27 protein-coding genes are annotated in these 21,984 nt (G+C 68.1%); 15 read left to right on the forward strand and 12 right to left on the reverse strand.

The features are described from left to right. The first annotated feature begins 12 nt into the window (after nucleotides 1–12). Genes P9A17_RS02945 through P9A17_RS02955 form a run of 3 tightly spaced genes read left to right on the forward strand, consistent with a single transcriptional unit; the run spans nucleotide 13 to nucleotide 3,019 of the window. On the forward strand, nucleotides 13–789 hold the full coding sequence (locus P9A17_RS02945) for an S-methyl-5'-thioadenosine phosphorylase (protein WP_278037116.1): 777 nt from the start codon (nucleotides 13–15) through the stop codon (nucleotides 787–789). Next, on the forward strand, nucleotides 786–1,832 hold the full coding sequence (locus P9A17_RS02950) for an NAD-dependent epimerase/dehydratase family protein (RefSeq protein WP_278037117.1): 1,047 nt from the start codon (nucleotides 786–788) through the stop codon (nucleotides 1,830–1,832). The genes P9A17_RS02945 and P9A17_RS02950 overlap by 4 nt, the downstream gene beginning before the upstream one ends. Nucleotides 1,833–1,888: 56 nt before the next feature. Further along, a complete protein-coding gene (locus tag P9A17_RS02955; protein ID WP_278037118.1) occupies nucleotides 1,889–3,019 on the forward strand; it encodes a nitronate monooxygenase in 1,131 nt (376 codons plus the stop codon). 7 nt (nucleotides 3,020–3,026) lie between these two features. Here P9A17_RS02955 and P9A17_RS02960 read toward each other — a convergent pair whose 3' ends face one another. Together P9A17_RS02960 and P9A17_RS02965 are read right to left on the reverse strand one after the other, a co-directional pair. Next, nucleotides 3,027–4,052 (reverse strand): HAMP domain-containing sensor histidine kinase, encoded by a 1,026-nt coding sequence (locus P9A17_RS02960; RefSeq protein ID WP_278037119.1) that lies wholly within the window; start codon nucleotides 4,050–4,052, stop codon nucleotides 3,027–3,029. After that, nucleotides 4,039–4,746 carry a response regulator transcription factor gene (locus tag P9A17_RS02965; RefSeq protein ID WP_278037120.1) on the reverse strand — a complete coding sequence of 236 codons (708 nt, stop codon included), beginning with the start codon at nucleotides 4,744–4,746 and terminating at the stop codon, nucleotides 4,039–4,041. The genes P9A17_RS02960 and P9A17_RS02965 overlap by 14 nt, the downstream gene beginning before the upstream one ends. Before the next feature lie 101 nt (nucleotides 4,747–4,847). Between P9A17_RS02965 and P9A17_RS02970 the strand changes: the two genes are divergently transcribed. The 5 genes from P9A17_RS02970 to P9A17_RS02990 are packed head-to-tail and all read left to right on the forward strand — an operon-like array spanning nucleotide 4,848 to nucleotide 8,347. Then, nucleotides 4,848–5,498: a glycosyltransferase family 2 protein gene (locus P9A17_RS02970; RefSeq protein WP_278037121.1), complete on the forward strand. Its 651-nt coding sequence runs from the start codon at nucleotides 4,848–4,850 to the stop codon at nucleotides 5,496–5,498. Then, entirely contained in the window at nucleotides 5,495–6,160 is a 666-nt protein-coding gene (locus P9A17_RS02975; protein WP_278038582.1) for a DUF2064 domain-containing protein, read from the forward strand. Before P9A17_RS02970 ends, P9A17_RS02975 begins: the two co-directional genes overlap by 4 nt. Continuing rightward, complete coding sequence (locus P9A17_RS02980; protein ID WP_278037122.1) at nucleotides 6,160–6,786, forward strand: methyltransferase domain-containing protein; 627 nt, start codon at nucleotides 6,160–6,162, stop codon at nucleotides 6,784–6,786. The genes P9A17_RS02975 and P9A17_RS02980 overlap by 1 nt, the downstream gene beginning before the upstream one ends. Continuing rightward, entirely contained in the window at nucleotides 6,783–7,889 is a 1,107-nt protein-coding gene (locus P9A17_RS02985) for a molybdopterin-dependent oxidoreductase (RefSeq protein ID WP_278037123.1), read from the forward strand. Before P9A17_RS02980 ends, P9A17_RS02985 begins: the two co-directional genes overlap by 4 nt. After that, entirely contained in the window at nucleotides 7,886–8,347 is a 462-nt protein-coding gene (locus P9A17_RS02990) for a hypothetical protein (protein ID WP_278037124.1), read from the forward strand. The genes P9A17_RS02985 and P9A17_RS02990 overlap by 4 nt, the downstream gene beginning before the upstream one ends. Here the strand turns inward: P9A17_RS02990 and P9A17_RS02995 are convergent. The 4 genes from P9A17_RS02995 to P9A17_RS03010 all read right to left on the reverse strand — a co-directional run bounded on the left by P9A17_RS02995 (nucleotide 8,273) and on the right by P9A17_RS03010 (nucleotide 11,860). Beyond that, entirely contained in the window at nucleotides 8,273–9,619 is a 1,347-nt protein-coding gene (locus P9A17_RS02995) for a hypothetical protein (RefSeq protein WP_278038583.1), read from the reverse strand. The genes P9A17_RS02990 and P9A17_RS02995 overlap by 75 nt on opposite strands. 124 nt (nucleotides 9,620–9,743) lie before the next feature. Next, nucleotides 9,744–10,358 (reverse strand): pyridoxamine 5'-phosphate oxidase family protein, encoded by a 615-nt coding sequence (locus tag P9A17_RS03000; RefSeq protein ID WP_278037125.1) that lies wholly within the window; start codon nucleotides 10,356–10,358, stop codon nucleotides 9,744–9,746. A gap of 42 nt (nucleotides 10,359–10,400) precedes the next feature. Further along, a complete protein-coding gene (gene menE, locus P9A17_RS03005; RefSeq protein WP_278038584.1) occupies nucleotides 10,401–11,480 on the reverse strand; it encodes an o-succinylbenzoate--CoA ligase in 1,080 nt (359 codons plus the stop codon). Nucleotides 11,481–11,536: 56 nt separating this feature from the next. Beyond that, nucleotides 11,537–11,860 carry a DUF3349 domain-containing protein gene (locus tag P9A17_RS03010; RefSeq protein WP_278037126.1) on the reverse strand — a complete coding sequence of 108 codons (324 nt, stop codon included), beginning with the start codon at nucleotides 11,858–11,860 and terminating at the stop codon, nucleotides 11,537–11,539. A gap of 223 nt (nucleotides 11,861–12,083) precedes the next feature. On the opposite strand from P9A17_RS03010, the gene P9A17_RS03015 reads away from it, so the two are divergent. The 3 genes from P9A17_RS03015 to P9A17_RS03025 are packed head-to-tail and all read left to right on the forward strand — an operon-like array spanning nucleotide 12,084 to nucleotide 13,954. Next, nucleotides 12,084–13,331 carry an inorganic phosphate transporter gene (locus P9A17_RS03015; RefSeq protein WP_278037127.1) on the forward strand — a complete coding sequence of 416 codons (1,248 nt, stop codon included), beginning with the start codon at nucleotides 12,084–12,086 and terminating at the stop codon, nucleotides 13,329–13,331. Between the two features lie 23 nt (nucleotides 13,332–13,354). Continuing rightward, the gene (locus tag P9A17_RS03020) at nucleotides 13,355–13,642 is read left to right on the forward strand and encodes a hypothetical protein (protein ID WP_278037128.1); all 288 of its coding nucleotides are present in this window, start codon (nucleotides 13,355–13,357) and stop codon (nucleotides 13,640–13,642) included. A gap of 12 nt (nucleotides 13,643–13,654) precedes the next feature. Then, on the forward strand, nucleotides 13,655–13,954 hold the full coding sequence (locus tag P9A17_RS03025; RefSeq protein WP_278037129.1) for a DUF3349 domain-containing protein: 300 nt from the start codon (nucleotides 13,655–13,657) through the stop codon (nucleotides 13,952–13,954). Here P9A17_RS03025 and P9A17_RS03030 read toward each other — a convergent pair. The 6 genes from P9A17_RS03030 to P9A17_RS03055 form a co-directional block, all read right to left on the reverse strand. Continuing rightward, a complete protein-coding gene (locus P9A17_RS03030) occupies nucleotides 13,951–14,334 on the reverse strand; it encodes a VOC family protein (protein ID WP_278037130.1) in 384 nt (127 codons plus the stop codon). The genes P9A17_RS03025 and P9A17_RS03030 overlap by 4 nt on opposite strands. Before the next feature lie 22 nt (nucleotides 14,335–14,356). Beyond that, nucleotides 14,357–15,895 carry a long-chain-fatty-acid--CoA ligase gene (locus P9A17_RS03035; protein WP_278037131.1) on the reverse strand — a complete coding sequence of 513 codons (1,539 nt, stop codon included), beginning with the start codon at nucleotides 15,893–15,895 and terminating at the stop codon, nucleotides 14,357–14,359. Nucleotides 15,896–15,898: 3 nt separating this feature from the next. Further along, complete coding sequence (locus tag P9A17_RS03040; protein ID WP_278037132.1) at nucleotides 15,899–16,786, reverse strand: SDR family oxidoreductase; 888 nt, start codon at nucleotides 16,784–16,786, stop codon at nucleotides 15,899–15,901. 67 nt (nucleotides 16,787–16,853) lie between these two features. After that, nucleotides 16,854–17,765: a 1,4-dihydroxy-2-naphthoyl-CoA synthase gene (locus tag P9A17_RS03045; protein ID WP_278037133.1), complete on the reverse strand. Its 912-nt coding sequence runs from the start codon at nucleotides 17,763–17,765 to the stop codon at nucleotides 16,854–16,856. Further along, nucleotides 17,758–18,204 carry a nitroreductase family deazaflavin-dependent oxidoreductase gene (locus P9A17_RS03050; RefSeq protein WP_278037134.1) on the reverse strand — a complete coding sequence of 149 codons (447 nt, stop codon included), beginning with the start codon at nucleotides 18,202–18,204 and terminating at the stop codon, nucleotides 17,758–17,760. Before P9A17_RS03050 ends, P9A17_RS03045 begins: the two co-directional genes overlap by 8 nt. A 9-nt stretch (nucleotides 18,205–18,213) precedes the next feature. Next, entirely contained in the window at nucleotides 18,214–18,915 is a 702-nt protein-coding gene (locus P9A17_RS03055; RefSeq protein WP_278037135.1) for an HAD-IA family hydrolase, read from the reverse strand. 43 nt (nucleotides 18,916–18,958) lie between these two features. On the opposite strand from P9A17_RS03055, the gene P9A17_RS03060 reads away from it, so the two are divergent. From P9A17_RS03060 to P9A17_RS03075, 4 genes are read left to right on the forward strand one after another with little or no spacing between them, the layout of a single operon-like run. Continuing rightward, nucleotides 18,959–19,663: a glycosyltransferase gene (locus P9A17_RS03060; protein ID WP_278037136.1), complete on the forward strand. Its 705-nt coding sequence runs from the start codon at nucleotides 18,959–18,961 to the stop codon at nucleotides 19,661–19,663. Further along, a complete protein-coding gene (locus tag P9A17_RS03065; protein WP_278037137.1) occupies nucleotides 19,660–20,601 on the forward strand; it encodes an acyl-CoA dehydrogenase in 942 nt (313 codons plus the stop codon). Before P9A17_RS03060 ends, P9A17_RS03065 begins: the two co-directional genes overlap by 4 nt. Nucleotides 20,602–20,612: 11 nt before the next feature. Continuing rightward, a complete protein-coding gene (locus P9A17_RS03070) occupies nucleotides 20,613–21,362 on the forward strand; it encodes a PIG-L family deacetylase (protein ID WP_278037138.1) in 750 nt (249 codons plus the stop codon). Nucleotides 21,363–21,370: 8 nt separating this feature from the next. Next, nucleotides 21,371–21,982 carry an SAM-dependent methyltransferase gene (locus P9A17_RS03075; RefSeq protein WP_278037139.1) on the forward strand — a complete coding sequence of 204 codons (612 nt, stop codon included), beginning with the start codon at nucleotides 21,371–21,373 and terminating at the stop codon, nucleotides 21,980–21,982. Nucleotides 21,983–21,984 lie beyond the last annotated feature (2 nt).

A 21,984-nucleotide genomic window follows, 5' to 3' on the forward strand; every position in this document is an offset into this window, starting at 1 on the left:
GAGAGTGACCGAGTGCTAGGCGTCATTGGCGGCAGTGGGTTCTATTCGTTCTTCGGTCCCGACGCGCGTTCGGTCGAGCTCGACACGCCCTATGGATCGCCGAGCGGGGCGATCACCGTCGGTACCGTCGGCGATCACGAGGTCGCGTTCCTGCCGCGGCACGGGGCGAACCACGAATTCTCGCCGCACACCGTCCCGTATCGCGCCAACATGTGGGCGCTGCGCACGCTCGGGGTGCGACGGATCTTCGGGCCGTGCGCTGTCGGCAGCCTCGACCCCGCACTGGGCCCGGGCACGATGGTCGTGCCCGATCAGCTGGTCGACCGGACCCGCAGTCGCGAGGACACGTACTTCGATTCCGGTGGTATCCATGTGAGTTTCGCCGACCCGTACTGCCCGTCGTTGCGCGACGCGGTGACCGGGCTGCCCGGGGTGATCGACGGCGGCGCGATGGTGGTGATCCAGGGGCCCCGGTTTTCGACGCGCGCGGAGAGTCAGTGGTTCGCCGCGCAGGGATTCCGGCTGGTCAACATGACGGGCTACCCGGAGTCGGTGCTCGCGCGCGAGTTGGAAATGTGTTATGCGGCAATTGCTTTGGTGACCGACGTGGATGCCGGTGTCGAGTCCGGCCACGGTGTGAAGGCTGTCGACGTCTTCGCAGAATTCCAGCGGAATCTGGTGCCGTTCAAGCAGCTGGTCCACGACGCCATCGCGAACGTCACCGTCGAGCGCACCTGCACCCACTGTCTGCCACACGAGGGCATGAACCTTCCGATCGAGCTGCCGTGAGGGTATTGCTCACCGGCGCAGCCGGTTTCATCGGCACCCGCATCCGGGCACAACTGACGGACGCGGGCCACGATGTCGTTGCCGTCGACGCGATGCTGGCTGCAGCGCACGGTGAGGACGCGTCAATGCCGGATGACGTCCGTCGGGTCGATGTCCGTGACGGCCCCGCTGTTGCCGATGCGCTCGCCGGGGCCGACGTCGTCTGTCACCAGGCGGCGGTGGTCGGCGCGGGAGTGAACGCCGCCGACGCCCCGTCCTACGGATCGCACAACGATTACGGCACAGCGGTTCTGCTCGCCGAGATGTACGCCGCGGGGTGTCAGCGCCTGGTGTTGGCCTCGTCGATGGTGGTGTACGGGCAGGGCCGCTTCGTATGTCCCGAACACGGTGACATCGACCCACTGCCTCGCACGCGGGCCGACCTGGACGGCGGGGTGTTCGACCACCGCTGCCCGGTCGACGGGAGGCCTGTCGACTGGGCGTTGGTCGGCGAGGACGCCCCGCTTCGGCCGCGAAGTCTCTACGCCGCAAGCAAAGTCGCGCAAGAGCATTACGCGCTGGCCTGGGCGGAATCGACGGGCGGGTCCGTCGTCGCGCTGCGCTACCACAACGTGTACGGACCGGGCATGCCGCGCGACACCCCGTACTCGGGCGTCGCCGCGATTTTCCGGTCCTCGCTCGAAAAGGGAGAAACCCCCAAGGTTTTCGAGGACGGCGGACAGATGCGCGACTTCGTCCACGTGGACGACATCGCCGCGGCGAACGTGGCGTCTACCGAGGCAGGCCTCGACGGATTCCAGGCGTTCAACGTGTGCTCGGGAAAGCCGATCGCGATCCGCGACGTCGCGTCATCGCTGTGCGAGACCCGCGGCGGAGTGGCTCCCGAGGTCACCGGCCAGTACCGCAGCGGCGATGTCCGCCACATCGTCGCCGATCCGCGCCGGGCCGCCGAGGTGCTGGGGTTCACGGCGGCCGTCGACCCGGCGCAGGGAATCCGAGAGTTTGCGACCGCACCTCTTCGAGGGGTCCCGAAGACTTCTTGACACCGGCGCCTGCTCTTCGCGCAAGCGCTCATCGGCCGTCAAGTCATACTGGGCCGATGACGTCCACAGCGCTGTGTGAACAGTTCGGCATCGACTTCCCCCTCTTCGCGTTCAGTCATTGCCGCGACGTGGTCGCGGCAGTGACCAATGCGGGCGGCTTCGGCGTACTCGGCGCGACCGCCTACAGCCCGACGCAGCTCGATCAGGAGCTCGCCTGGATCGACGAGGCCGTCGGCGGCAAACCCTACGGCGTCGACCTGATCGTGCCCGCCAAATTCGAGGGCAAGGGCGAGAAGCTCTCCAGCTCGGACCTGGCATCACGCATCCCGCAGGCGTACCGCGACATCGTCGACGACCTGCTGCGCGCCCACGACATCGAGCCGGAGCCCAACCGCCGGCTCGGCGGATCCTCGCTCTCGGGTGACACCGGCCGCGAACTGCTCGACGTCGCGTTGACGCATCCGGTGAAGTTGATCGCGAATGCCCTTGGCGTGCCGCCGGATTACATGATCGAGGCCGGTAAGAAGCGAGGTATTCCGGTGGCCGCGCTGGTCGGCGCGAAGGAGCATGCCGTCAAGCAGGTCGCCGCGGGCGTCGACGTCATCGTTGCGCAGGGCACCGAGGCCGGCGGGCACTGCGGCGAGGTCAGCACGCTGGTCGTGGTGCCGGAGGTGATCGAGGCTATCGAGCAGACCGGCGCGAAGACACCCGTGCTGGCGGCGGGCGGCATCGTCACCGGACGGCAGATGGCGGGCATGGTCGCGATGGGCGCCGCGGGCGCCTGGACGGGATCGGTGTGGCTGACCACCGAAGAGGCCGAGACCGCGCCGCACACGGTGGCGAAGATGCTGGCCGCGTCGTCGCGTGACACGGTGCGCTCAGCCGGCCGCACGGGTAAGCCGTCGCGGCAGCTGGTGTCGGACTGGACGAAGGCGTGGGCGCCGGCCAAGGACGGTCAGCAGCCGCTCGGTCTGCCGCTGCAGTCGATGCTGTGCGAGCCGGTGATCCGCCGGATCGACGTGCTCGCCTCCCAGGGCCATGAGGGTGCGCAGGCGCTGGCCACGTACTTCGTGGGGCAGGGCGTCGGCCTGATGAACAAGGTGAAGCCGGCTCGCGAGGTCGTCCGCGAGTTCATCGAGGACTACCTCGCCGCGGCGGAACGCCTCGGCAACTCGCTCCCCGGCTGACCGAAAGTCAGTCGCCCGCCAAAGGCAGGCGGACCTCGAAGCGTGCGCCCGTCGGCAGATTGTGTGCCGACAGCGTGCCGCGGTGGGCCTGTACCAGACCGGCAGCAATCGCCAGCCCCAGCCCGGAGCCGCTCGGCAGCGACGAATCCGACCGCGGCACACGGCTGTTCGACCCGCGGTAGGCCACGTCGAACACGCGCGGCAGATCCGCTTCGTCGATACCCACGCCGGTGTCGTCGACGCGCGCCCATGCGCTGTTCTCGTCGGCGCCCAGAGCGAGCTCCACACTGCCTCCCGACGGCGTGTGCGCGATCGCGTTGGCCACCAGATTCGACAGCACCCGCACCAGCGCGCGGTCGCTGCCGACCACCCGCACCGGCTGTTCGGGCAGGTTCGCGGCCAGCCGCACCCCCGCACGTTCGGCCGCGATCCGGTGTGCGGCAAGGACATCGTCGACAACCTCGTCGAGGGCCACTTTGTCGAACGACGGGGTCAGTGCCCCCGCATTGATCTTCGACATCTCGAAGAGGTCGTCGACCATCTCGGAGAGCCGGATCGATTCGTGCTCAATGTGTTTGGCGTGTACCTGGACTTCGTCATCGGGAACGACGCCGTCGGCGATCGCCTCGGAAACGGCTCGGATGCCCGCCAATGGGGTGCGCAGATCGTGGCTGACAAACGCGACGAGTTGTCGTCTCGACTGTTCGGCGGCGCGCTCGGAGTCGCGGATTTCCGCTTCCCAGACCGTGCGTCGTGCTTGATACCGGCCCAGCATGACGGCGGCCGGGATCGTCACGACCGAGACGATCACCAGCACGACGCCGGTCTTCTCGAAGGTCTGCGTGATCATGAAACCGCTCGCGCCGAGCACCCCGGCCAGCGTCGCCAGCACCGGGATCAGCACCAACGCCACCATGCTCACAGCCAACGACCATGACCGAGCCAGCCGTACGACAGCCGCGCCGGCCAGCACCACGGGGACCGAACAGGCCAGCGCCCAGCCGACGATCTCCCAGAAGTCAGTTGTAGGCATCGGCCCGCCCGGACGGTGACCCCTCGGCCGCCCACAGGTAGCCGCGGCCCCACACGGTTTGCACGCGGTGCAGGTCGCCCAGCTTGGAGCGCAGTCGCTTGACGTGCACCGTCACGGTCGACAGATCGCCGAAGTCCCAGTGCCACACCTGCTTGAGCAGGTCCTCGCGGGTGAAGACGGTGTCGGTGTGCGTGAGGAAGAACAGCAGGAGGTCGAACTCCCGGTTGGTCAGGCTGACGGGCCGGCCCGCGACGGTGACGGCCCGCGACGCCGTCGACACGGTGAGATCGCCGGTCCTGATGTCCATCGGCAGCGTGCCGCCGGACGACGGGGAACGTCGCAATACGGACTTGACGCGCAGCGCCAATTCGCGCGGGCTGAACGGTTTGGTCAGGTAGTCGTCTGCGCCTGCTTCCAGGCCTGCGATGCGGTCGTCCTCCTCGCCGAGGGCGGTCAGCAGGATCACCGGCACCGAGTAGTCGCCCCCGTGACGCAGCGTCCGGCACAGCGAGATGCCATCGGGCCCGGGCATCATCACGTCGAGCACGGCGACGTCGACGCGTTGCGAATTCAGCAGACGTAGCGCCTCGGTGCCGTCGTGGGCGGTCGACACCTCGAGCCCGTCGCGTTCCAGGTACCGGCGTACGACGTCGCGTACGACGTCGTCGTCATCGGCGATAAGGACACGGGTCATCACTCCGAGGTTAGCGTGGCAAACCCACTACCAGCGCCGATGTCACCGATTCGTCAGTGTTGCCATACGTCGGGGCAACACCGCTCCCTTAGCGTGTTCGTATGGTCGACGTCACGGTGGTGCTGCCCTGTCTCAACGAGGCCGAGTGTTTGCCGAGCGTGCTTCGCGCAGTTCCGGACGGGTATAGGACCGTCGTGGTGGACAACAACAGCACCGACGGCACCGCGGACGTCGCGCGCCGATTCGGTGCGGCTGTGGTCGCCGAGACGACGCCGGGGTACGGCGCCGCGGTGCACGCCGGCGTGGCTGCGGCGACGACGCCGATCGTGGCGGTTCTGGACGGCGACGGTTCGTTGGACCCGCGGGAGCTTCCCGCTCTGGTCGCAGACGTGGAAGCGGGTGCCGACATGGCGATCGGGCGGCGCAGGCCGGCGCCGGGTCTGAAATGGCCGTGGCATGCGCGACTCGGGACGGCCGCGGTGTGCTGGCGTCTGCGGACCCGCCACGGTCTGCAGGTGCATGACATCGCGCCGATGCGGGTCGCCCGGCGCGATTCGCTGCTGAATCTCGGGGTGGTCGATCGGCGCTCCGGGTATCCGCTGGAACTTCTCGTGCGCGCGGCCGGCGCGGGGTGGTCGGTGACCGAGCGCGACGTGGCCTACGGTCCCCGCACCGGGGGCACGTCGAAGGTCAGCGGTTCGCTGCGCGGCAGCGCGATCGCCGCGTGGGACTTCTGGCGGGTCATCTCGTGACGGCGGTGTGCCTGCTCGTCGTGGCCAAGGCGCCCGTCCCGGGACTGGCGAAAACCCGCCTGGCGGCCACGTTCGGTGACGAGACGGCAGCGGCGATCGCCGCGGCGGCGCTGCTGGACACCCTGGATGCGGTTGCCCAGACCCCGGCGGCGGCGCGCGTCGTAGCGATGACGGGAGACCTCGACGATGCCGCGTCGGGCGACGAGATCCGGTCTCGTCTCGACGGTTTCATCGTCCTCCCGCAGCGAGGTGACGGATTCGCAGATCGGCTCGCGAATGCGCACCTCGATGCTGCGGAGGCAACCGGCGGACTGCCCGTCGTACAGATCGGCATGGACACCCCGCAGGTGAGCCCGACCCTGCTCGGCCGGTGCGCGGAGGCTCTGAACCAGAACGACGCTGCGCTGGGTATGGCCAGTGACGGCGGCTGGTGGGTGCTCGGCGTGCGGGATGCGGCCAACGCCGAATGCCTGCGTGACGTCCCGATGTCGGAATCCGACACGGGCGCTGTAACGCTCGCGGCGTTGCGGCACACCCATATCGGTGTGGCCCTCGTCGACGAACTCACTGACGTGGACACCGTCGATGACATCGGCGCGGTCCGCGCTGCGTGCTCGCCGACGTCACGATTTCGCCGGATCACCGCACCCTTGGAGGACTGATGTTGGGGAAACTGTATGACCGCGCACTCGATGGCGAACGATGTTGGGTGCGCCGGGAGGACGGAAGCGTGACCCGCCTACCCGTGAACAGCTGGCTGGGCGGCGCGGGCGCCGACACCCGGTTCGACGAGGCGCTGATCGACCTGTGCGAAGGGCCGACGATCGACTTGGGTTGCGGCCCTGGACGTCTGGTCGCACACCTGGTGAATCGCGGGGTGCCCGCCCTCGGGGTGGACCTGTCCGAGACCGCCGTGGAGCTGGCCCGAAACAGCGGGGCGCCGGCGCTGCGGCGTGACGTGTTCGCGCCGCTGCCGGGCATGGGTCGCTGGCAGACGGTGCTGCTGGCCGACGGGAATGTGGGTCTCGGCGGTAACCCCGGCAGGATCCTGCAGCGGGCCGCTGAGTTGTTACGCCACGGCGGACGCTGCCTGGCCGAATTCGACGAGGCAACAAGCGGTATCGACGAGGGCTGGGTGCGGCTGGAGTCCTCGAACACGATCGGTCCATGGTTTCGGTGGGCGGTGGTCGGCGTCGATTCGGTGCCGGCGCTGGCCACTCAGGTGGGCCTCAAGGTCGCCGACATACACCGCATCGGCCACCGCGTCGTCGCCAGCCTGGTGGCATGAGCGGCACGTCACCGCGGGGGACGGCGGTGACGGCCCGGGTCGGCATCGCGCTCGGGATCGCGGTCGGGGTGTGCTTCGTCACCGGGCTGCTCAGCCATTTCATCCAGCACCCGCAGCCGTGGTCCTGGTGGCCGACCCGGCCGGTGTGGCTGTACCGGTTCACGCAGGGACTGCATGTCGCCTCGGGCATCGCGGCGATCCCGCTGCTGGTCGTCAAGCTGTGGTCGGTGTGGCCGAAGCTGTTCGAGCGCCCCGTCATCGGCGGACCGGTCCGGGCGCTGGAGCGCGGATCGATCCTGGTGCTGGTGGCCTCGATGCTCTTCCAGCTCAGCACCGGACTGCTCAACATCGCGCAGTGGTATGTGTTCGAGTTCTTCTTCACCACCGCGCATTACGCGATGTCCTATGTCGCGATCGGCGCGGTGATCGTCCACATCGGCGTGAAGTTGCCGGTGATCCGGCGCGCTCTCGGCGAGCCGCTCGACGGCGTGCCTCGTGGTGATCTGCCGAGCGTGTCGCGACGCACCGTGCTGCGGGGCACATGGCTGGCTGCGGCAGTGGCGACCCTCGTCACGGTCGGCCAGACGGTGCCCGCATTGCGCAAGGTGTCGGTGCTGGCGCCGCGTTCCGGTGAAGGGCCCCAAGGTGTTCCGGTGAACCGATCGGCCGTCGCGGCGGGGGTTCTGCAGTCCTCGCGGTCACCCGACTACCGTCTGACGGTCGTCAACGGAGACCGCACCAAGGTCTTCACCATCGACGAGCTCAATGCCATGACGCAGACCACCCATCGACTCCCCATCGCGTGCGTCGAAGGTTGGAGCGCGGACGCCGAGTGGACCGGTGTGGTACTGGCCGAACTGGTGGCTGCGGTGGGGGCGTCGCCGGATTCCGACGTCCGGATGATCTCGCTGGAACCGCCCGGCCCCTATTCGCGCACCGTGCTGCCCGCGCGCCACGCCCGTGACGATAAGACGCTGATCGCACTGAAGATCAACGGCGAGACGCTGAACCTCGACCACGGCTACCCGTGCCGGCTGATCGCACCGACGAGACCTGGTGTGCTGCAGACGAAGTGGCTGACACGCATCGAGGTGGTGGCATGACCGCCGTGCGAGTCGTGCTGGTGCTGGCCGGTGTGGCACTGGGTCTCTACGGCGCGGTGCTGCTGTGGGACAACCCGTCTCTGATCCGGATCATCATGTGGGCGGTTCTCGCTGCCGTCATCCATGACTTCGTGTTCGCGCCGTTGTGTGCCGCGGCCGGCCTCGCGGGACGTTCCTTGCTTCCGGTGCGGTGGCGGTCCCCGGTCGCGGTGGCCGCACTGTGCAGCGTCGTGCTGGCCCTGCTCGCGGTGCCGGTGTACACCAAACCCGGAGCGCACCTGGACAATCCGTCGGCCCTGGATCGCAATTATGCGCTGGGGTTGTGGATCGCGGTCGCCGTGGTCTGGGCCTGCGTGCCGCTCTATTACGCCCTCGCGCGGTGGCTACCAGTTCGTCAGAATGACATGGTTGATGGTGAGCGCTCCGATGACGTTGAGCGCCAGCCACCATCGCAGTGATCGCCACGGCAGCAGCGCGGTCGCCGCGACAAGCCACACCGTGAACGGCAGCCAGATCCGTTCGGTCTCGGCCTTGCTCAGCCGCGACAGGTCGGCGCACACGATCGACAGCAGTGCGCCGAATACCAGCAGATGCAGGCCGGAGCGCCGCTTGATCGCCGCAACATCGAATGCGCGACCGAGCGCGGCGACGCTGCCCAGCCCGATGGAGCACACGGTCGCCGCGAAGTTGGCCCAACCCCAGTATTCGAACGGGCGCTCAAGGGCGATGCCCTGCCAGTAGCGCTCCTGCACCAGGTGGTAGCCGTCCAGCCACCAGAACCCGGCTGCATAGAACACCGCGGCGACGGCCAGGGCCGCGACCGCGGCCGGGACGAACGCCCGCAGCGCGGCCCGCCACGACGACGCGCCGAGCAGCACCGTCACGGCGGGCAGCGCCATCAGCCCCATGCCGTAGTTGCAGAAGATGCCCCACCCCAGCAGCAGCCCCGCACCCGCAGCGGCCACGAGCGGCAGCCGGGTGCGCCCGGTGACAGCCAGCGCCAGCAGCGTGATGCCCCAGGCCGCGACGCCCGCGAAGTAGCCGTCGGCGGACACCGCGATCCAGATGGCGGTCGGCGCGACAGCGGCGAACACGGCGGCACGCCGGGCGGCGTCCTCGTCGGCCAGCGCGCGCACCGTGACGACGATCGCGGCGGCGATGGACGAACCGGCCAGCAGGCACAACAGCCCGGCCCACGCGCCGCCGCTCAGTCCGATGCGGTCGAGCCAGACGAACGTCAGCAGCGCCCCCGGCGGATGTCCGGACACGTGTGTGATCCACGAGTCCGGCTGGAAGTCGAGGATGCGCGAGGCGAACGTGCGCAGCATCTCGGGGATGTCGGTGACGCTCGGCACCTCGCGCAGATACTCGTGCTTCGCGACCAGGCGGCCCGCGAAGCCACGCTGCCAGCCGTCGATCATCGCGAGGCTGAACGCCCACGTGCACGACACCGCCCACGCCGTCCAGGGCAGCCAGCGCCACGGCAGCCGCCGTGCCAGCGTCGGGCCCCACAACACCGCCGCGACGGCGATCAGCACGGCGGGGACCGTGCCCGGTCCGACGTGCGCGTTCCACCATCCGAAGATCGGTGAGGTGGCGGCGAAGTCCCGGAACCGCGCGGCGTCCGCGTTCAGCAACGGCGTGACGGTCTCGAGGTGCAGGTGCGGCACGACGAACGCGACGGCGACCAGGACGGCACCGATCGCAACCGCACCCGCCTCTTTACGCATCCCCCGATTCTGCGCGAGCGCGCGTGTCTGCACGCCGACACTCCGTGTCAGGGCGTGCAGTACCGCGCGCTCACCGGCCGTGAGCTGCGGGAAAGTGCTCGGTGCCGTCAGACAGTCGTAAGGATCAGTAGAGGATCTTGCGCATGTTTTCTTCGTCGAGGTGGCGGCGCAACTCCTCGATGTCGGCGTCGGAATCCATCATCTTCACCAGCTGCGCCACGCTCGGCACCGCGGTCGGATCCCACGCCTCCGGCTTCCACGCGTCCGAGCGCAGGAATGCTTTCGCGCAGTGGAAGAACACCTCTTCGATCGCGATCTCCAACGCCAGGATCGGACGCTTGCCCTGAACGATCATCGCGTCGAAGTAGTCGGCGTCGGCCATGATCCGGGCACTGCCGTTGATGCGCAGCGTGTCACCGCGGCCGGGGATGACGAACAGCGTGCCGACTCGCGGGCGTTCCAGCACATTGAGGTATCCGTCGACGCGCTTGTTGCCGGGCCGCTCGGGAATCGCGATGGTCGCGGAGTCGATGATGTGCACGAATCCCGGCGGATCGCCCTTGGGGGAGACGTCCACGCGACCGTCGGCGTCCATCGTCGCGACGAAGCCCAGCGGCGCGTGGGACAACCAGAGCTGCTCGATCGGCGACAGGTGGTCACGCACCTTGTTGGCGACAGCGGCGTTCGGATGTCCGACGATCGCGCGGAGTTCGTCGACGGAGGTCACTTCACGGCTCATGGCTCCATCATGCGCGCCGGCCGGCCGGCCGAGGGTGCCACCTCAGTCGCTGAACAGTCGCACCAGCTCGCGGCGGTCCACCTTGCCGATGCCGCGGCGGGGGAGTTCGCCGACGATGTGCAGTTCGCGCGGAGCAGCCGTCGACGGCAGCGTCTCGACCACGTGGGAACGCAACTCGGGCAACGTCACCGACCAACCTGGGGCGACGACGACCGCGGCGACCACCCGTTGGCCCAGCCTCTCGTCGGCGAGTCCGAACACCGCGCAGTCGGCGACGGCGGGATGGGTGGCCAGCGCGGTCTCCACCAACCCCGGCATGACCGTCAGGCCGCCGGTGCTGATCGCATCATCGACCCTCCCGAGCACCCGCAGCACTCCTGACTCATCAACCACGCCAACGTCGTCGGTGCGAAACCATCCGGGCTCGTCGAACGGGTCCGGCGTCACCGGGTTGCGGTATCCGGAGGCGACTGTCGGGCCACCCAGCGAAATCCTTGCGTCCTCGATGCGGATCGAGACACCGGTCAGCGGCACGCCGTCGTAGACGCAGCCGCCGGCGGTCTCGCTCATCCCGTAGGTGCGGACAGCCGAAATGCCTGCCGCCGAGGCCTTTTCGGCCACTCCCGCGGGCATGGGTCCGCCGCCGATCAGCACGGCGTCCAGACTGGCCAGGGCTGCGGCGGCTCGAGGGTCCTGTAATGCCTTGTCCAACTGGGTCGCAACGAGCGACGTATAGCGTCGCCCGGGCGGCATCGACTCGATCGCCGACAACAGCGTCGCGGGGTCGAACGAGGCTGGGACGGCCACGGGACGCGTGCCTGCGACGACGCTGCGCACGAGCACCTGGAACCCGGCGACGTGGTAGGCGGGCAGCGCGAGTAGCCAGTGGCCCGGGCCGCCGAGCCGTTCGTGGGTCGCCTCGGCGCTGGCGAGCAGGGCGGACCCTGTCAGCATGGCGCCCTTGGGCGTTCCCGTCGTCCCGGAGGTCGACAGCACGGCGTTCACGGAGTCGTCGATGTCGTGGCCTGCGCGCAAAGCCGTTGTCAGCGTGGCGGTCTGGTCGGGGTCGTCGGCGGGCACCGGAAGAACGCTCGCGCGACCGGCGAGGACGTCGTCGACGATGGACAGCCCCGTCAGGGCGGCATCGCCGGTGCCGAACCCGACGGCGCGCAGGATGGCTATCGGTCTTCCTCCGCCTCGTCGCGGGGATCGTCGAGCGGCCAGCCCCGTGCCGCCAGTCGCGCCCGAACTCGCTCGACGTCGTCGGGGGTCGGGAGCTCGTCGGTGATCTGGGTGATCAGCACGCCGATGTCGACGCGGTCGATCTCGGCGACGTCGTCGAGCTCGGCACGGACGACCAGTTCCGCGACCACCGCTCTCACCTCGTCGTCGGTGAGCCGGCGACGCAAGAGCGCCAACAGCGGCACGCGATCGGGGCCGGGCACACCCTCGGGGTATCCGGCGACGATCCAGGCCACGATCCTGGCGAGAAAATTGGTCACGAACTCACTTCCCACAGAGGCAACGAGTGCCCTCGGCACCTCGATATTAGACGCGCGGTTCGCTGGGAGAATGCTGTGAGCCAGGGCCGGAAAACGTAGGGCTCCCTGAAGATGAACATCAGATGAACAACTACTCCTGACTAGGAGAAACAGCACGTCGCAGCCCTGACTCGCCTGGACGGAAATTCGTCAAAATTCTTAGCCAGCAAGCAGAATCAACGCCATGAGTACTGAGTTGATCATCCTGGTGCTGTTGATCGTCACAGCACTGGCTTTCGACTTCACCAACGGGTTCCACGACACCGGGAACGCGATGGCGACGTCGATCGCGACCGGTGCTCTGAAGCCGAAGACGGCGGTGATCCTCGCGGGCGTGCTGAACCTTGTCGGCGCCTTCCTCTCCGTCGAGGTGGCGGTGACGGTGACGACGTCGGTTCTGAAGATCCAGGACGGCAAGACCGGCGAACTGATTCCGTCGATCGATCCTTCGACGGGGTTGACGATCATCTTCGCGGGTCTGATCGGCGGCATCCTGTGGAACCTGCTCACGTGGCTGTTCGGCATCCCGTCCAGCTCCTCGCACGCGCTGTTCGGCGGGCTGATCGGAGCGGGCCTCGCCGCGATCGGCCTCAGCGGGGTCAACTGGTCCGGTGTCACCCAGAAGGTGCTGATCCCCGCCGTCGCCGCCCCTCTCATCGCCTGCCTGGTCGCCGCATGTGGCACGTGGCTGGTCTACAAGATCACCCAGAACGTGAACAAGAAGCGCCGCGAGGCCGGCTTCCGCTGGGGCCAGATCGCCACGGCATCGCTGGTCGCACTGTCGCACGGCACCAACGACGCGCAGAAGACCATGGGTGTCATCGCCCTCGCGCTCATCACCACGGGCCACCTCACCGGGGACGTGAAGGAGCAGGGTTTGCCGTTCTGGATCATCGCCTCCTGTGCCCTGGCGATCGGCCTGGGTACCTACCTCGGCGGCTGGCGCGTGATACGCACTCTCGGTAAGGGTCTCGTCGAGATCGAGTCGCCGCAGGGTCTGGCGGCCGAAGCATCGTCTGCGGCGATCATCCTGAGTTCCAGTGCGGCCGGCATGGCGCTGTCCACCACTCACGTCGCCACCGGCTCGATTCTCGGCAGCGGCGTCGGCAAGCCGGGCGCCGAAGTCCGATGGGCGGTCGCGGGCCGCATGGCCGTGGCGTGGCTCATCACGCTGCCTGCCGCGGGAATCGTTGGCGCGCTGTCCTTCTGGCTGTCCTACGGAGTCGAGTCACTGACAGGTTCCGACCTGGCCGGTGACGGTCTGATCTTCCTGCTGCTGTGCGCGCTGTCCTTCTACATGTGGTGGCGGGCCCAGCAGCAGAAGGTCGACCATAACAACGTCAACGCCGACTGGGACGCCTCGACGAACTCGGTCGTCCCCGCGGAGGTTCGCGACGCCGCCACCGATCCCAAGCCCGCCGCGACGGTCTGACCGGCAACCGCAAAGGAATTCAGATGACGTACTTCGAGAGCATCTTCAAGGTGCTGGGTGTGGGGCTGCTTCTGGGCGCGGGGCTGCCCGCGGTGTTCGCCCTCGGTTTGGTTGCCTACTCGCGGGGCGCGGGCAGTGACGGCACCGACGGCGCCGCGGTCGTAGCCCCGAATCCCGCCGTGAAGTTCCTCGGTGTGGCGATGTTCGTGTTCGTCGGCTGGGTGATTCTGACCGCCGTCCTGTGGATCACGCGCACGACGCTCTTCCATCACACCGGTATCGACCTGTTCCCGTTCCTGCCCAAGAAGTGAGCTGACACAGATATGACTCAGAGCGCTTTCGACAACGTCCTGTCCTGGTTGCACTCCGGCTACCCGCAGGGCGTTCCGCAGAAGGACTATTTCCCGCTTCTGGCCCTGTTGAGCCGGACGCTGACCGAGGACGAGGTCGTCAAGGTCGCGCAGACGGTGTTGAGGAGCAACGACTCCGACACTGTGACGCCGGAGGAGATCCGCGCCGCGATCCACATGGTCACCGACAAGGAACCGAATCCCGAAGAGATGCACCAGGTTGCGGCCCGGCTCGCCTCTGTCGGCTGGCCGCTGGCCGCGCCTGCCAGTTAGCGGGAGTCCCGCCGCAGCGGGTGATCGTCGGGCACCTCCACGAAGATCAGCGTGACGCCGTCGGGATCGGCGACGTGCATCTCGTGCAGACCCCACGGTTCGCGCCGGGCCTCACGAGCGATGTCGATGCCGCGGTCACGCAACTCTTTCTGCGCGGCGGAAAGGTCGCGCACCTGCAACCACAGCGCACCCGGGAACGGTGGCGCGGCATCGGACGGCCCGCCGTGTCCGGCGATCTCGATCAGCGACTGTCCGGCATAGAACACCGTGCCGCCGGAGTACTCCCTGGCGATGGCCAGCCCGACGCCATCGCGGTAGAACGTCACTGACTGCGCATAGTCTTTCGGACGGAACAACACCCGGCTGGCCAGGATCTCCATGGGTGTTTGTCTACCACGGTTGTCAGCCGATGTGACGGTCCTTGCCGGTCCAGTACGTTTCGCGCAGTGCGCGTTTGAGGATCTTGCCGCTGGGGTTACGCGGCAGGGCGTCGACGAAGTCGACGGATTTGGGCAATTTGAACCCACCGAGGCGGTCCCGGGCGAACCCGATGAGATCCGACTCGGTGACCGGGGACCCGGCGACGACGATCGCCTTGACCGCCTCGCCCCACCGGTCGTCAGGCACTCCGATGACGGCGACGTCGGCGACGGCCGGATGGGTCATCAGGACGTTCTCGACTTCGGCGGGGTACACGTTCTCTCCGCCGGACACGATCATGTCCTTGAGGCGGTCGTGCAGGTAGAGGTAGCCCTCGGCGTCGACGTAGCCGGCGTCCCCGGTTTTGAGCCAGCCGTCGTCCGTCAGGGTCTCGGCGGTGGCGTCGGGGTTGTTCCAGTAGCCGAGCATGTTCTGATCGGACCGGGTCCAGACTTCGCCGACGGTACCCGGCGGGGCGTCGGCGCCCGCTGGGTCGGCTGGATCGACGATGCGGATCCGCACCCACGGATAGGGCCGCCCGCAGGAGCGAAGCAGTTGCGGCACATGGTCTTTGCCGTCGAGCTGGGTGATCGATCCGGTCGTCTCGGTCATGCCGTAGACCTGGGCGAAGATGCCGCCGAACCGCTCGATGCCGCGGACCAGGACGTCGTCGCTGATCGGCGATGCCCCGTAGACGACGACCCTCAGTGGCGAGAGGTCTGCGTCCGCGAGTTCTGGTGTGTCGAGCAGGAATTGGATGACTGCGGGCACGAGAAGCATATTCGTGATGCCGTGGCGGACGATGGCGTCGAGGATCGCGACGGGATCGACGTCGCGCAGCAACACCGTCGTCGCCCCCTCCCACAGGCCGGCCAGCGCCCAGCCGGACCCGGCCATGTGGAACAGCGGCATCACGGCGAGGCTGACCGAGGCGGTGTCGAACTTCCACGGGCCGGACACACCGCCGGTCTTGCAGGCGTAGTTCGTGTTGGTGAGCATCACCCCTTTGGGGTGGCCGGTGGTGCCCGAGGTGTACATCAGGAACACCAGATCGTCTGGCCCGGTGACGATTCCGGGGTCGACGGGTGGGTGCGTGCTGATCCAGTCCTCGAAGCTCGGCCAGCGGCTGTGCTGCCCGATGACCACGATCTCGGCGTCGATGTCGTCTTCGACAGCCTCGAGGTGCCCGGCGAATTCGTCGCCCACCACCACGAGCGTGGCGCCGGAATCAGCGATCACGTGCCGCATCTCGGGCGCGGCGAGCCGCCAGTTCACCGGCACGCCCACCGCACCGAGTTTCGCCAAACCTAAAGCCACATCGAAGAATTCGATGCCGTTGCGCTCGACGAACGCCACCCGGTCCCCGAATCTGACACCGGCGGCCGCGAACGCCTGCGCTGCCCGGCTGGATCGCTCGTCGAGCTCGGCGTAGGTGACGGTGCGGTCACCGGCGATCAACGCGGTTGCGCCGGGCCGCTGCCTGCCGTGGGTGCGGACGATGTCGGCGAGGTTACCGAACATGGCTTAGGAGTCCTTGGGCTGCATCCGCTGGCGTTTCATGATCAGGTCCACCGCGGCGGGGGCGATGCTGTTGACCGCGTGGGCGGTGACGGCGATGCGCGGAGCGATGCTGACCGGGCGGTGCCGTGCGGCGGTGATGATCCAGCCCGCCGCCTCGTCAGCTGACACTCCGGGCAGGCCGTCATACGCGCGGGTCGGCGCGATCATCGGAGTTTTCACCAACGGGTAGAACAGCGTCGTCGAGTTCACTCCCCGATCGGCCCACTCGGTTTCGGCGATGCGGCTGATCGAGGACAGCGCAGCCTTCGACGCGTTGTACACGCCGAACAGCGGCGGGCTTTCGGTTTTCACGCCCCATGTGGACACGTTGATGATGTGCCCGTCGCCGCGGTCGAGCATGCCGGGGGCGAACCCGCGGATCAGCCGCAGCGGACCGTAGTAGTTGAGGACCATCGTGCGTTCGACGTCGTGCCAGCGTTCGAGGGATTCTTCGAGTGGCCGTCGGATCGAGCGTCCGGCGTTGTTGATGAGGATGTCGATGCCGCCGAACTCCTCGTTGACGGCCGCGACGAGCTCGTCGATCGCGTCGAGGTCGGACAGGTCGCGCGCGTAGGCGCGGGCCTGCCCGCCGGCGTCGGTGATACGGGCGACGAGCTCGTCGAGCAGTTCCTGACGGCGTGCGACGACCACCACCGTGGCGCCGCGGCGGGCCAGCTTTTCGGCGGCGGCCTCACCGATTCCCGACGATGCCCCGGTGAGCAGGACCCGCTTGCCCTTGAGCTCGAAGGTCTCGCGGTTGGGGCGGTTGATCAGCGACGGGAGGATCGGCGGTCGCATGCTGGTCAGCACGACCTGTTCGGCCAGCCGCCGCAGCGGGTTCCTGCTACTCACGAGTGGCGTCCTTTCGTGATTTCGGCGTAGTTGGTCACGCTGACGTTGACCAACTACGCCGAAATCCCTAGAAATAGCGGGGGAATGGCGACCAGTCCGGGTCGCGCTTCTCCAGGAACGCGTCGCGGCCCTCGACGGCCTCGTCGGTCATGTAGGCCAGCCGGGTCGCCTCGCCGGCGAACAGCTGCTGGCCCACCAACCCGTCCTCGGGCAGGTTGAACGCGTACTTGAGCATACGGATGGCCTGCGGAGACTTGCCGTTGATCTCCGAAGCCCATTGCAGCGCAACGGTTTCCAGGTCATCGTGGTCGACGACTTCGTTGACCGCGCCCATCGCGTGCATCTGCTCGGCGGTGTAGGGACGGCCGAGGAAAAAGATCTCGCGGGCGAATTTCTGCCCGGTCTGGCTGGCCAGATACGCCGATCCGTATCCGGCGTCGAACGAGCCGACGTCCGCGTCGGTCTGCTTGAAGCGGGCGTGCTCGCGCGAAGCCAGCGTCAGGTCGCACACCACGTGCAGCGAGTGCCCGCCGCCGGCGGCCCAGCCGTTGACCAGGCAGATGACGGGCTTGGGCATGAAGCGGATCAGCCGCTGAACCTCAAGGATGTGCAGCCGCCCGGCTCGGGCGGGGTCGACGCTCTCTGCGGTCTCGCCGGACGCGTACTGGTAGCCGCTGCGGCCGCGGATCCGCTGGTCGCCACCGGAGCAGAACGCCCAGCCGCCGTCCTTGGGCGACGGGCCGTTGCCCGTCAGCAGCACGACGCCGACGTCCGACGACATCCGCGCGTGGTCGAGCGCGCGGTAGAGCTCGTCCACGGTGTGCGGCCGGAACGCGTTGCGCACCTCGGGCCGGTCGAACGCGACGCGGACGGTCGCCTGTTCGATGTGGCGGTGGTAGGTGATGTCGGTCAGGTCGTCGAAGCCGCGTACCGGCTCCCAGAGGCTCGCGTCGAACGGGTTGCTCACAGGCTCAGACACTATCGAAGCGGAACACCGGGCAGCGCCCGGCCAGCACCTCGAACTCGTCGGGGTTCGGTCCGGTCACCAGACCCGCGTTCTTCATGAATCCCACACCTGTCGGCACCAGCACCGGGAATTGCCGCAGCAGCGGGCGGGCCTCCTCGACAGGCAGCTCCACCATCCGGACGCTTTCCCGGGTCTTGCCGCGCACCAGCACGGCCTCGGGGTTGGCCTGCGCATTGCGCACCCAGTCCGAACCCGGCAGCCCACCTACGACATACCGTTTGCCGCCGACCTCGAACGGGGTGATCGGCGTCGACCGCGGCCGGCCGGACTTGCGCCCCGTCACGGTCAGCACCACGGGCCCCTCTTTGAGCAGGCCGGTCTTGTTGACCGCGATCATCGCCTTGTTCACATATTTGAGCCACCACGGCGGCCGGATGCGCTCGGAACCCATGCCCCGAAGCTACAGCGGGATGCCGTGCGATCGCAGTGCCGAAATCAGCCCGTCCTTGCGTTCTGACGTGGGCAGCGGATCGACGAGCGTGAACGCGCAACCCACCGCGCGCGCACCGCCGTCGGTCTCGTCGCTGTCGCCGACCATCAGGGCGCGGTCGGCGGCCACACCCAGCCTGTCCAGCGCCGTCCGGAAGATCGCCGGGTCGGGCTTCACCGCGCCGACCTCGAACGACAGCACGAACTCGTCGACCGTTCCTGCCGGGCCGAGCCTGCCGAAGGCGGGGCGGAGATCGAAGGCGATGTTGGACACGACGGCCGTCTTGATGCCGCGCTCCCTCAGCCCGGCGAGCACCGTCGCGGTGTCGGGGTACGGCGTCCAGGAGTCGGGGTCGATGGCTTTGCCGTACAGCGACTCGGTGTGCGGATGGGCCAGGCCCGCCACCCGCAGCGCGTGCAGATAGGCCTCGCGGTGCAGATGGGGGGCGAGGTCGCGTTTGGCCCAGGCGTCCATGGCCTCCGGCGTCATGGACACCGAAGGTCCGGTCGGCGCGGTCAGATGGTGCATCAGCTCCGCCTGCACCTGCGCGTCGAGTTCTCGGTCGGCGGTGTCGAGTTCCATCCCGTCGAACCAGCTCTCGTCGCCTTCGAGGCGGAAGAGGGTGCCGGAGAAGTCGAAAAGGACAGCGTCGAGGTCACTCACTCGGACCATCCTGCCAGGTGTGAAACGACCCATTTGCGGCTAACTAACGGCCATGAGCGACACGGCGCAGACGGTCGTGGTGGTGCCCGCGCACAACGAGCGTGAGCATCTGCCGCAATGTCTGCGTGCGCTGACGACGGCCGCGTTGTGCGTGCCCGACCCGGTCTCGATTGTCGTGGTCCTGGATTCCTGTGACGACGGCAGCGAGGCGCTGGCGGGCGACTTCGGGCCCGACGTGCATTTCGTCTCCGTCGACGCGGGCAATGTGGGCGCGGCGCGGGCGGCCGGGTTCGAGTACGCGCGTTCGTTGTGCAGTAAGCGTGAGACCGACGCGACCTGGTACGCCACCACCGATGCCGACAGCGTCGTGGATGCCGACTGGCTGGTGCGGATGACCGACACGCAGGCGGACATGGTGCTCGGCGTCGTGCGCGTGTCGACGTGGCGCAACTTCCCCCCGGAGGTGGCGCGGCGGTACCTGCAGTTGTACCGGTCACGGCGCGGTGGTGGCGGCCACCGCCACGTGCACGGCGCGAACATGGGTTTCCGGGCCGATGCGTATTGGCGGGTCGGCGGCTTCCGCGCGTTGCGTACCGGTGAGGACGTCGAATTGGTGAAGCGATTCGAGAAAGCCGGGCTGTTCATCGACCGCAAAGCCGACCTCTCGGTGGCGACGTCGGATCGCCGTGACGGCCGCGCGCCCGGCGGCTTCGCCCAGCACCTGCGCAAGCTGGCTCGCCCGAAGGCCGAGACATGAGTGCGGCACTGGTCCGAAACTGGCTGGCGTCAGGGCAATTGGATCTGCCACTTCCCGGTCACGGGCAGACCGCGCAGCGTTGGCGACGGCTCGCCGACCTCACCGAGGCCGATGTCACCGCGGGCCGGCTGGCCGAAGCTCATGCCGACGCCGTTGCCATACTGGCCGAAATCGGAGGTCCCACAGCGAAGTCGGGCCAGTGGTGGGGGGTGTGGGCCGCGGAATCCGGTGAGGCGGTGGTGACCGCCCGCGACGTCGACGGCCGGATGCTGCTCGACGGCACAAAGGTGTGGTGCTCCGGAGCCGGCCTGTGCTCGCACGCGCTGGTCACGGCGCGGCTTGAGACAGGCGAGCGGGGTTTGTTCGCCGTCGACCTCAAATCCCACGGTGTGCGTCCATTACCCAGCCGTTGGCGGCATGCGGGGATGGCAGAATCCGACACGCGCTCTGTGCAATTCACCGCGACACCGGCGGTTCCGGTGGGCGAACCCGGCGAATATCTGACCAGACCGGGGTTTTGGCACGGCGCCGTCGGGGTGGCAGCCTGCTGGCTGGGCGGCGCCCGCGCAGTCGCCTCCCCGCTGTACGAGCGGGAGAGATCGGGCAAGGCCGACCCGCATACGTCGGCTCATCTGGGTGCGGTCGATGCGGCGCTCGCCGCCGCCGAGGCGACGGTGGTGGCGACGGCGGCCGCGGTCGACGATGATCCGCAAAATCGTCACGGCCGTGCGGAATTGCTGGCGAGGCGCACCCGCGCGGTGGTCGAGACCGCTGTCGAGGAAGCGCTCACCAGAACGGGCCGTGCGCTCGGCCCGACGCTGCTGTCCCTGGATGCCCTGCACACCCGGCACGTGGCCGATCTGACGATCTACGTCAGGCAAAGCCACGCCGAGCGCGACCTCGAACGCCTCGGCGAGCTGGCGGCGGGTGCGACGTGACGGCCGCGCAGATGAGCAACTCATCGCGGATGGCGGACAATCCACTGGCCGGGGGCGGTACCCCAGAACATGTATGGACCGCTGCGGGACTGCGGTTTCCCGACATCGATCTGGCGAAATGTCCCGAGATTGTCGTGGTCGGTGCGCATCCCGATGACGAGACGGTGGGGTTCGGTGCGACGGCAGCGCAGCTGGCCGCAGCGGGCGTGGGTGTGCAGATCGTGTCCGCCAGCGACGGCGGGGCAGCTTTCCCGGATGCGTCTCTGCTGCAACGTTATAGCCTGGAGAAGGTGCGCCGCAGGGAACTGTGTGAAGCTGCGGGCGTGCTGGGGCTTCCGCCGCCGATTTCCCTGGGGCTTCCTGACGGTGACATCGCGGGGCACGAACAACGGCTGACCGACCTGCTCATCGAGATCCTGGTCACCCGTCCGGCGGGCACGTGGTGCGCGGCGACCTGGCGTGGTGATGGACACCCCGATCACGAGGCCGTCGGGCGAGCGGCCGCTGTGGCGGCGGCGCTTACCGGCGCCGTATTGGTCGAGTATCCGGTCTGGATGTGGCACTGGGCTCAGCCCGGAGACGCCGCGGTGCCGTGGGAGCGGGCTCACGCCGTACCGTCGACGCCGGAGGCGATCGACCTCAAGCTGAAGGCGGCGAAGAGGTTTCGCAGCCAGTTCGAGTCTCGGGACGGGGAGCAACCGGTGCTGCCGGACTACTTTCTGCCGCGCCTGATCGCTGTCGGCGAGGTGGTCTTCCGCTGACCTCCCGGATGCCCGACGACTACTTCGACCGCATGTACGCGCAAGCGGAGGACCCCTGGCAGCTCGGGTCCCGCTGGTACGAACAGCGCAAGTATGCAATCACCTTGTCGCTGTTGCCGTTTGCGCGCTATCGGCTCGCCTTCGAGCCGGGCTGCTCGATCGGCGTGTTGACCCAGAAGCTCACGGCTCGCTGCGACCACGTCGTCAGTACCGACGTCAGCGTCGCGGCGCTGGACGCCACGCATCGTCGGCTGTCGGCGAGTGGTCTTCGTCAGAATGCGACACTGCTGCGTGGTTCCCTCGATCAGCCTTGGCCCGCAGGACCTTTCGATCTGGTGGTGTTGTCCGAGGTCGGCTACTATCTGCAGCCCGCCACGCTGCGGGCAGTGCTGGACCGTGAAGTGCCACGCCTGGCGACATCGGCCACGGTGATCGCCGCGCACTGGCGTCACGACGTCGACGACTACCCGATGAACGGTGACCACGTGAACGACATCGTCGGCGCCACCGAGGGGTTGCACCATCTCGGAGGCTACCGCGACGCCGATGTCGTCATCGACGTGTTCGACACCGCGGGCGGCGCCTCGGTGGGAGCCCGCACCGGCGTCCCCGGCGCCTGAAG

Source organism: Mycobacterium sp. 236(2023) (assembly GCF_029623955.1).
GTDB lineage: Bacteria > Actinomycetota > Actinomycetes > Mycobacteriales > Mycobacteriaceae > Mycobacterium.

Excerpts from the sequence above, each read along its gene's own strand:
- P9A17_RS03015 (WP_278037127.1), top strand. The coding sequence starts at position 12,084 with ATGAGTACTGAGTTGATCATCCTGGTGCTGTTGATCGTCACAGCACTG.
- P9A17_RS02955 (WP_278037118.1), top strand. The coding sequence starts at position 1,889 with ATGACGTCCACAGCGCTGTGTGAACAGTTCGGCATCGACTTCCCCCTC.
- P9A17_RS03050 (WP_278037134.1), bottom strand. The coding sequence starts at position 18,204 with ATGGGTTCCGAGCGCATCCGGCCGCCGTGGTGGCTCAAATATGTGAAC.
- P9A17_RS03070 (WP_278037138.1), top strand. The coding sequence starts at position 20,613 with ATGAGCAACTCATCGCGGATGGCGGACAATCCACTGGCCGGGGGCGGT.
- P9A17_RS03035 (WP_278037131.1), bottom strand. The coding sequence starts at position 15,895 with ATGTTCGGTAACCTCGCCGACATCGTCCGCACCCACGGCAGGCAGCGG.
- P9A17_RS03000 (WP_278037125.1), bottom strand. The coding sequence starts at position 10,358 with ATGAGCCGTGAAGTGACCTCCGTCGACGAACTCCGCGCGATCGTCGGA.
- P9A17_RS03060 (WP_278037136.1), top strand. The coding sequence starts at position 18,959 with ATGAGCGACACGGCGCAGACGGTCGTGGTGGTGCCCGCGCACAACGAG.
- P9A17_RS03020 (WP_278037128.1), top strand. The coding sequence starts at position 13,355 with ATGACGTACTTCGAGAGCATCTTCAAGGTGCTGGGTGTGGGGCTGCTT.
- P9A17_RS03025 (WP_278037129.1), top strand. The coding sequence starts at position 13,655 with ATGACTCAGAGCGCTTTCGACAACGTCCTGTCCTGGTTGCACTCCGGC.
- P9A17_RS02970 (WP_278037121.1), top strand. The coding sequence starts at position 4,848 with ATGGTCGACGTCACGGTGGTGCTGCCCTGTCTCAACGAGGCCGAGTGT.
- P9A17_RS02995 (WP_278038583.1), bottom strand. The coding sequence starts at position 9,619 with ATGCGTAAAGAGGCGGGTGCGGTTGCGATCGGTGCCGTCCTGGTCGCC.
- P9A17_RS03065 (WP_278037137.1), top strand. The coding sequence starts at position 19,660 with ATGAGTGCGGCACTGGTCCGAAACTGGCTGGCGTCAGGGCAATTGGAT.
- P9A17_RS02965 (WP_278037120.1), bottom strand. The coding sequence starts at position 4,746 with ATGACCCGTGTCCTTATCGCCGATGACGACGACGTCGTACGCGACGTC.
- P9A17_RS02980 (WP_278037122.1), top strand. The coding sequence starts at position 6,160 with ATGTTGGGGAAACTGTATGACCGCGCACTCGATGGCGAACGATGTTGG.
- P9A17_RS02960 (WP_278037119.1), bottom strand. The coding sequence starts at position 4,052 with ATGCCTACAACTGACTTCTGGGAGATCGTCGGCTGGGCGCTGGCCTGT.
- P9A17_RS03075 (WP_278037139.1), top strand. The coding sequence starts at position 21,371 with ATGCCCGACGACTACTTCGACCGCATGTACGCGCAAGCGGAGGACCCC.
- P9A17_RS02990 (WP_278037124.1), top strand. The coding sequence starts at position 7,886 with ATGACCGCCGTGCGAGTCGTGCTGGTGCTGGCCGGTGTGGCACTGGGT.
- P9A17_RS03030 (WP_278037130.1), bottom strand. The coding sequence starts at position 14,334 with ATGGAGATCCTGGCCAGCCGGGTGTTGTTCCGTCCGAAAGACTATGCG.
- P9A17_RS03055 (WP_278037135.1), bottom strand. The coding sequence starts at position 18,915 with ATGGTCCGAGTGAGTGACCTCGACGCTGTCCTTTTCGACTTCTCCGGC.
- P9A17_RS02985 (WP_278037123.1), top strand. The coding sequence starts at position 6,783 with ATGAGCGGCACGTCACCGCGGGGGACGGCGGTGACGGCCCGGGTCGGC.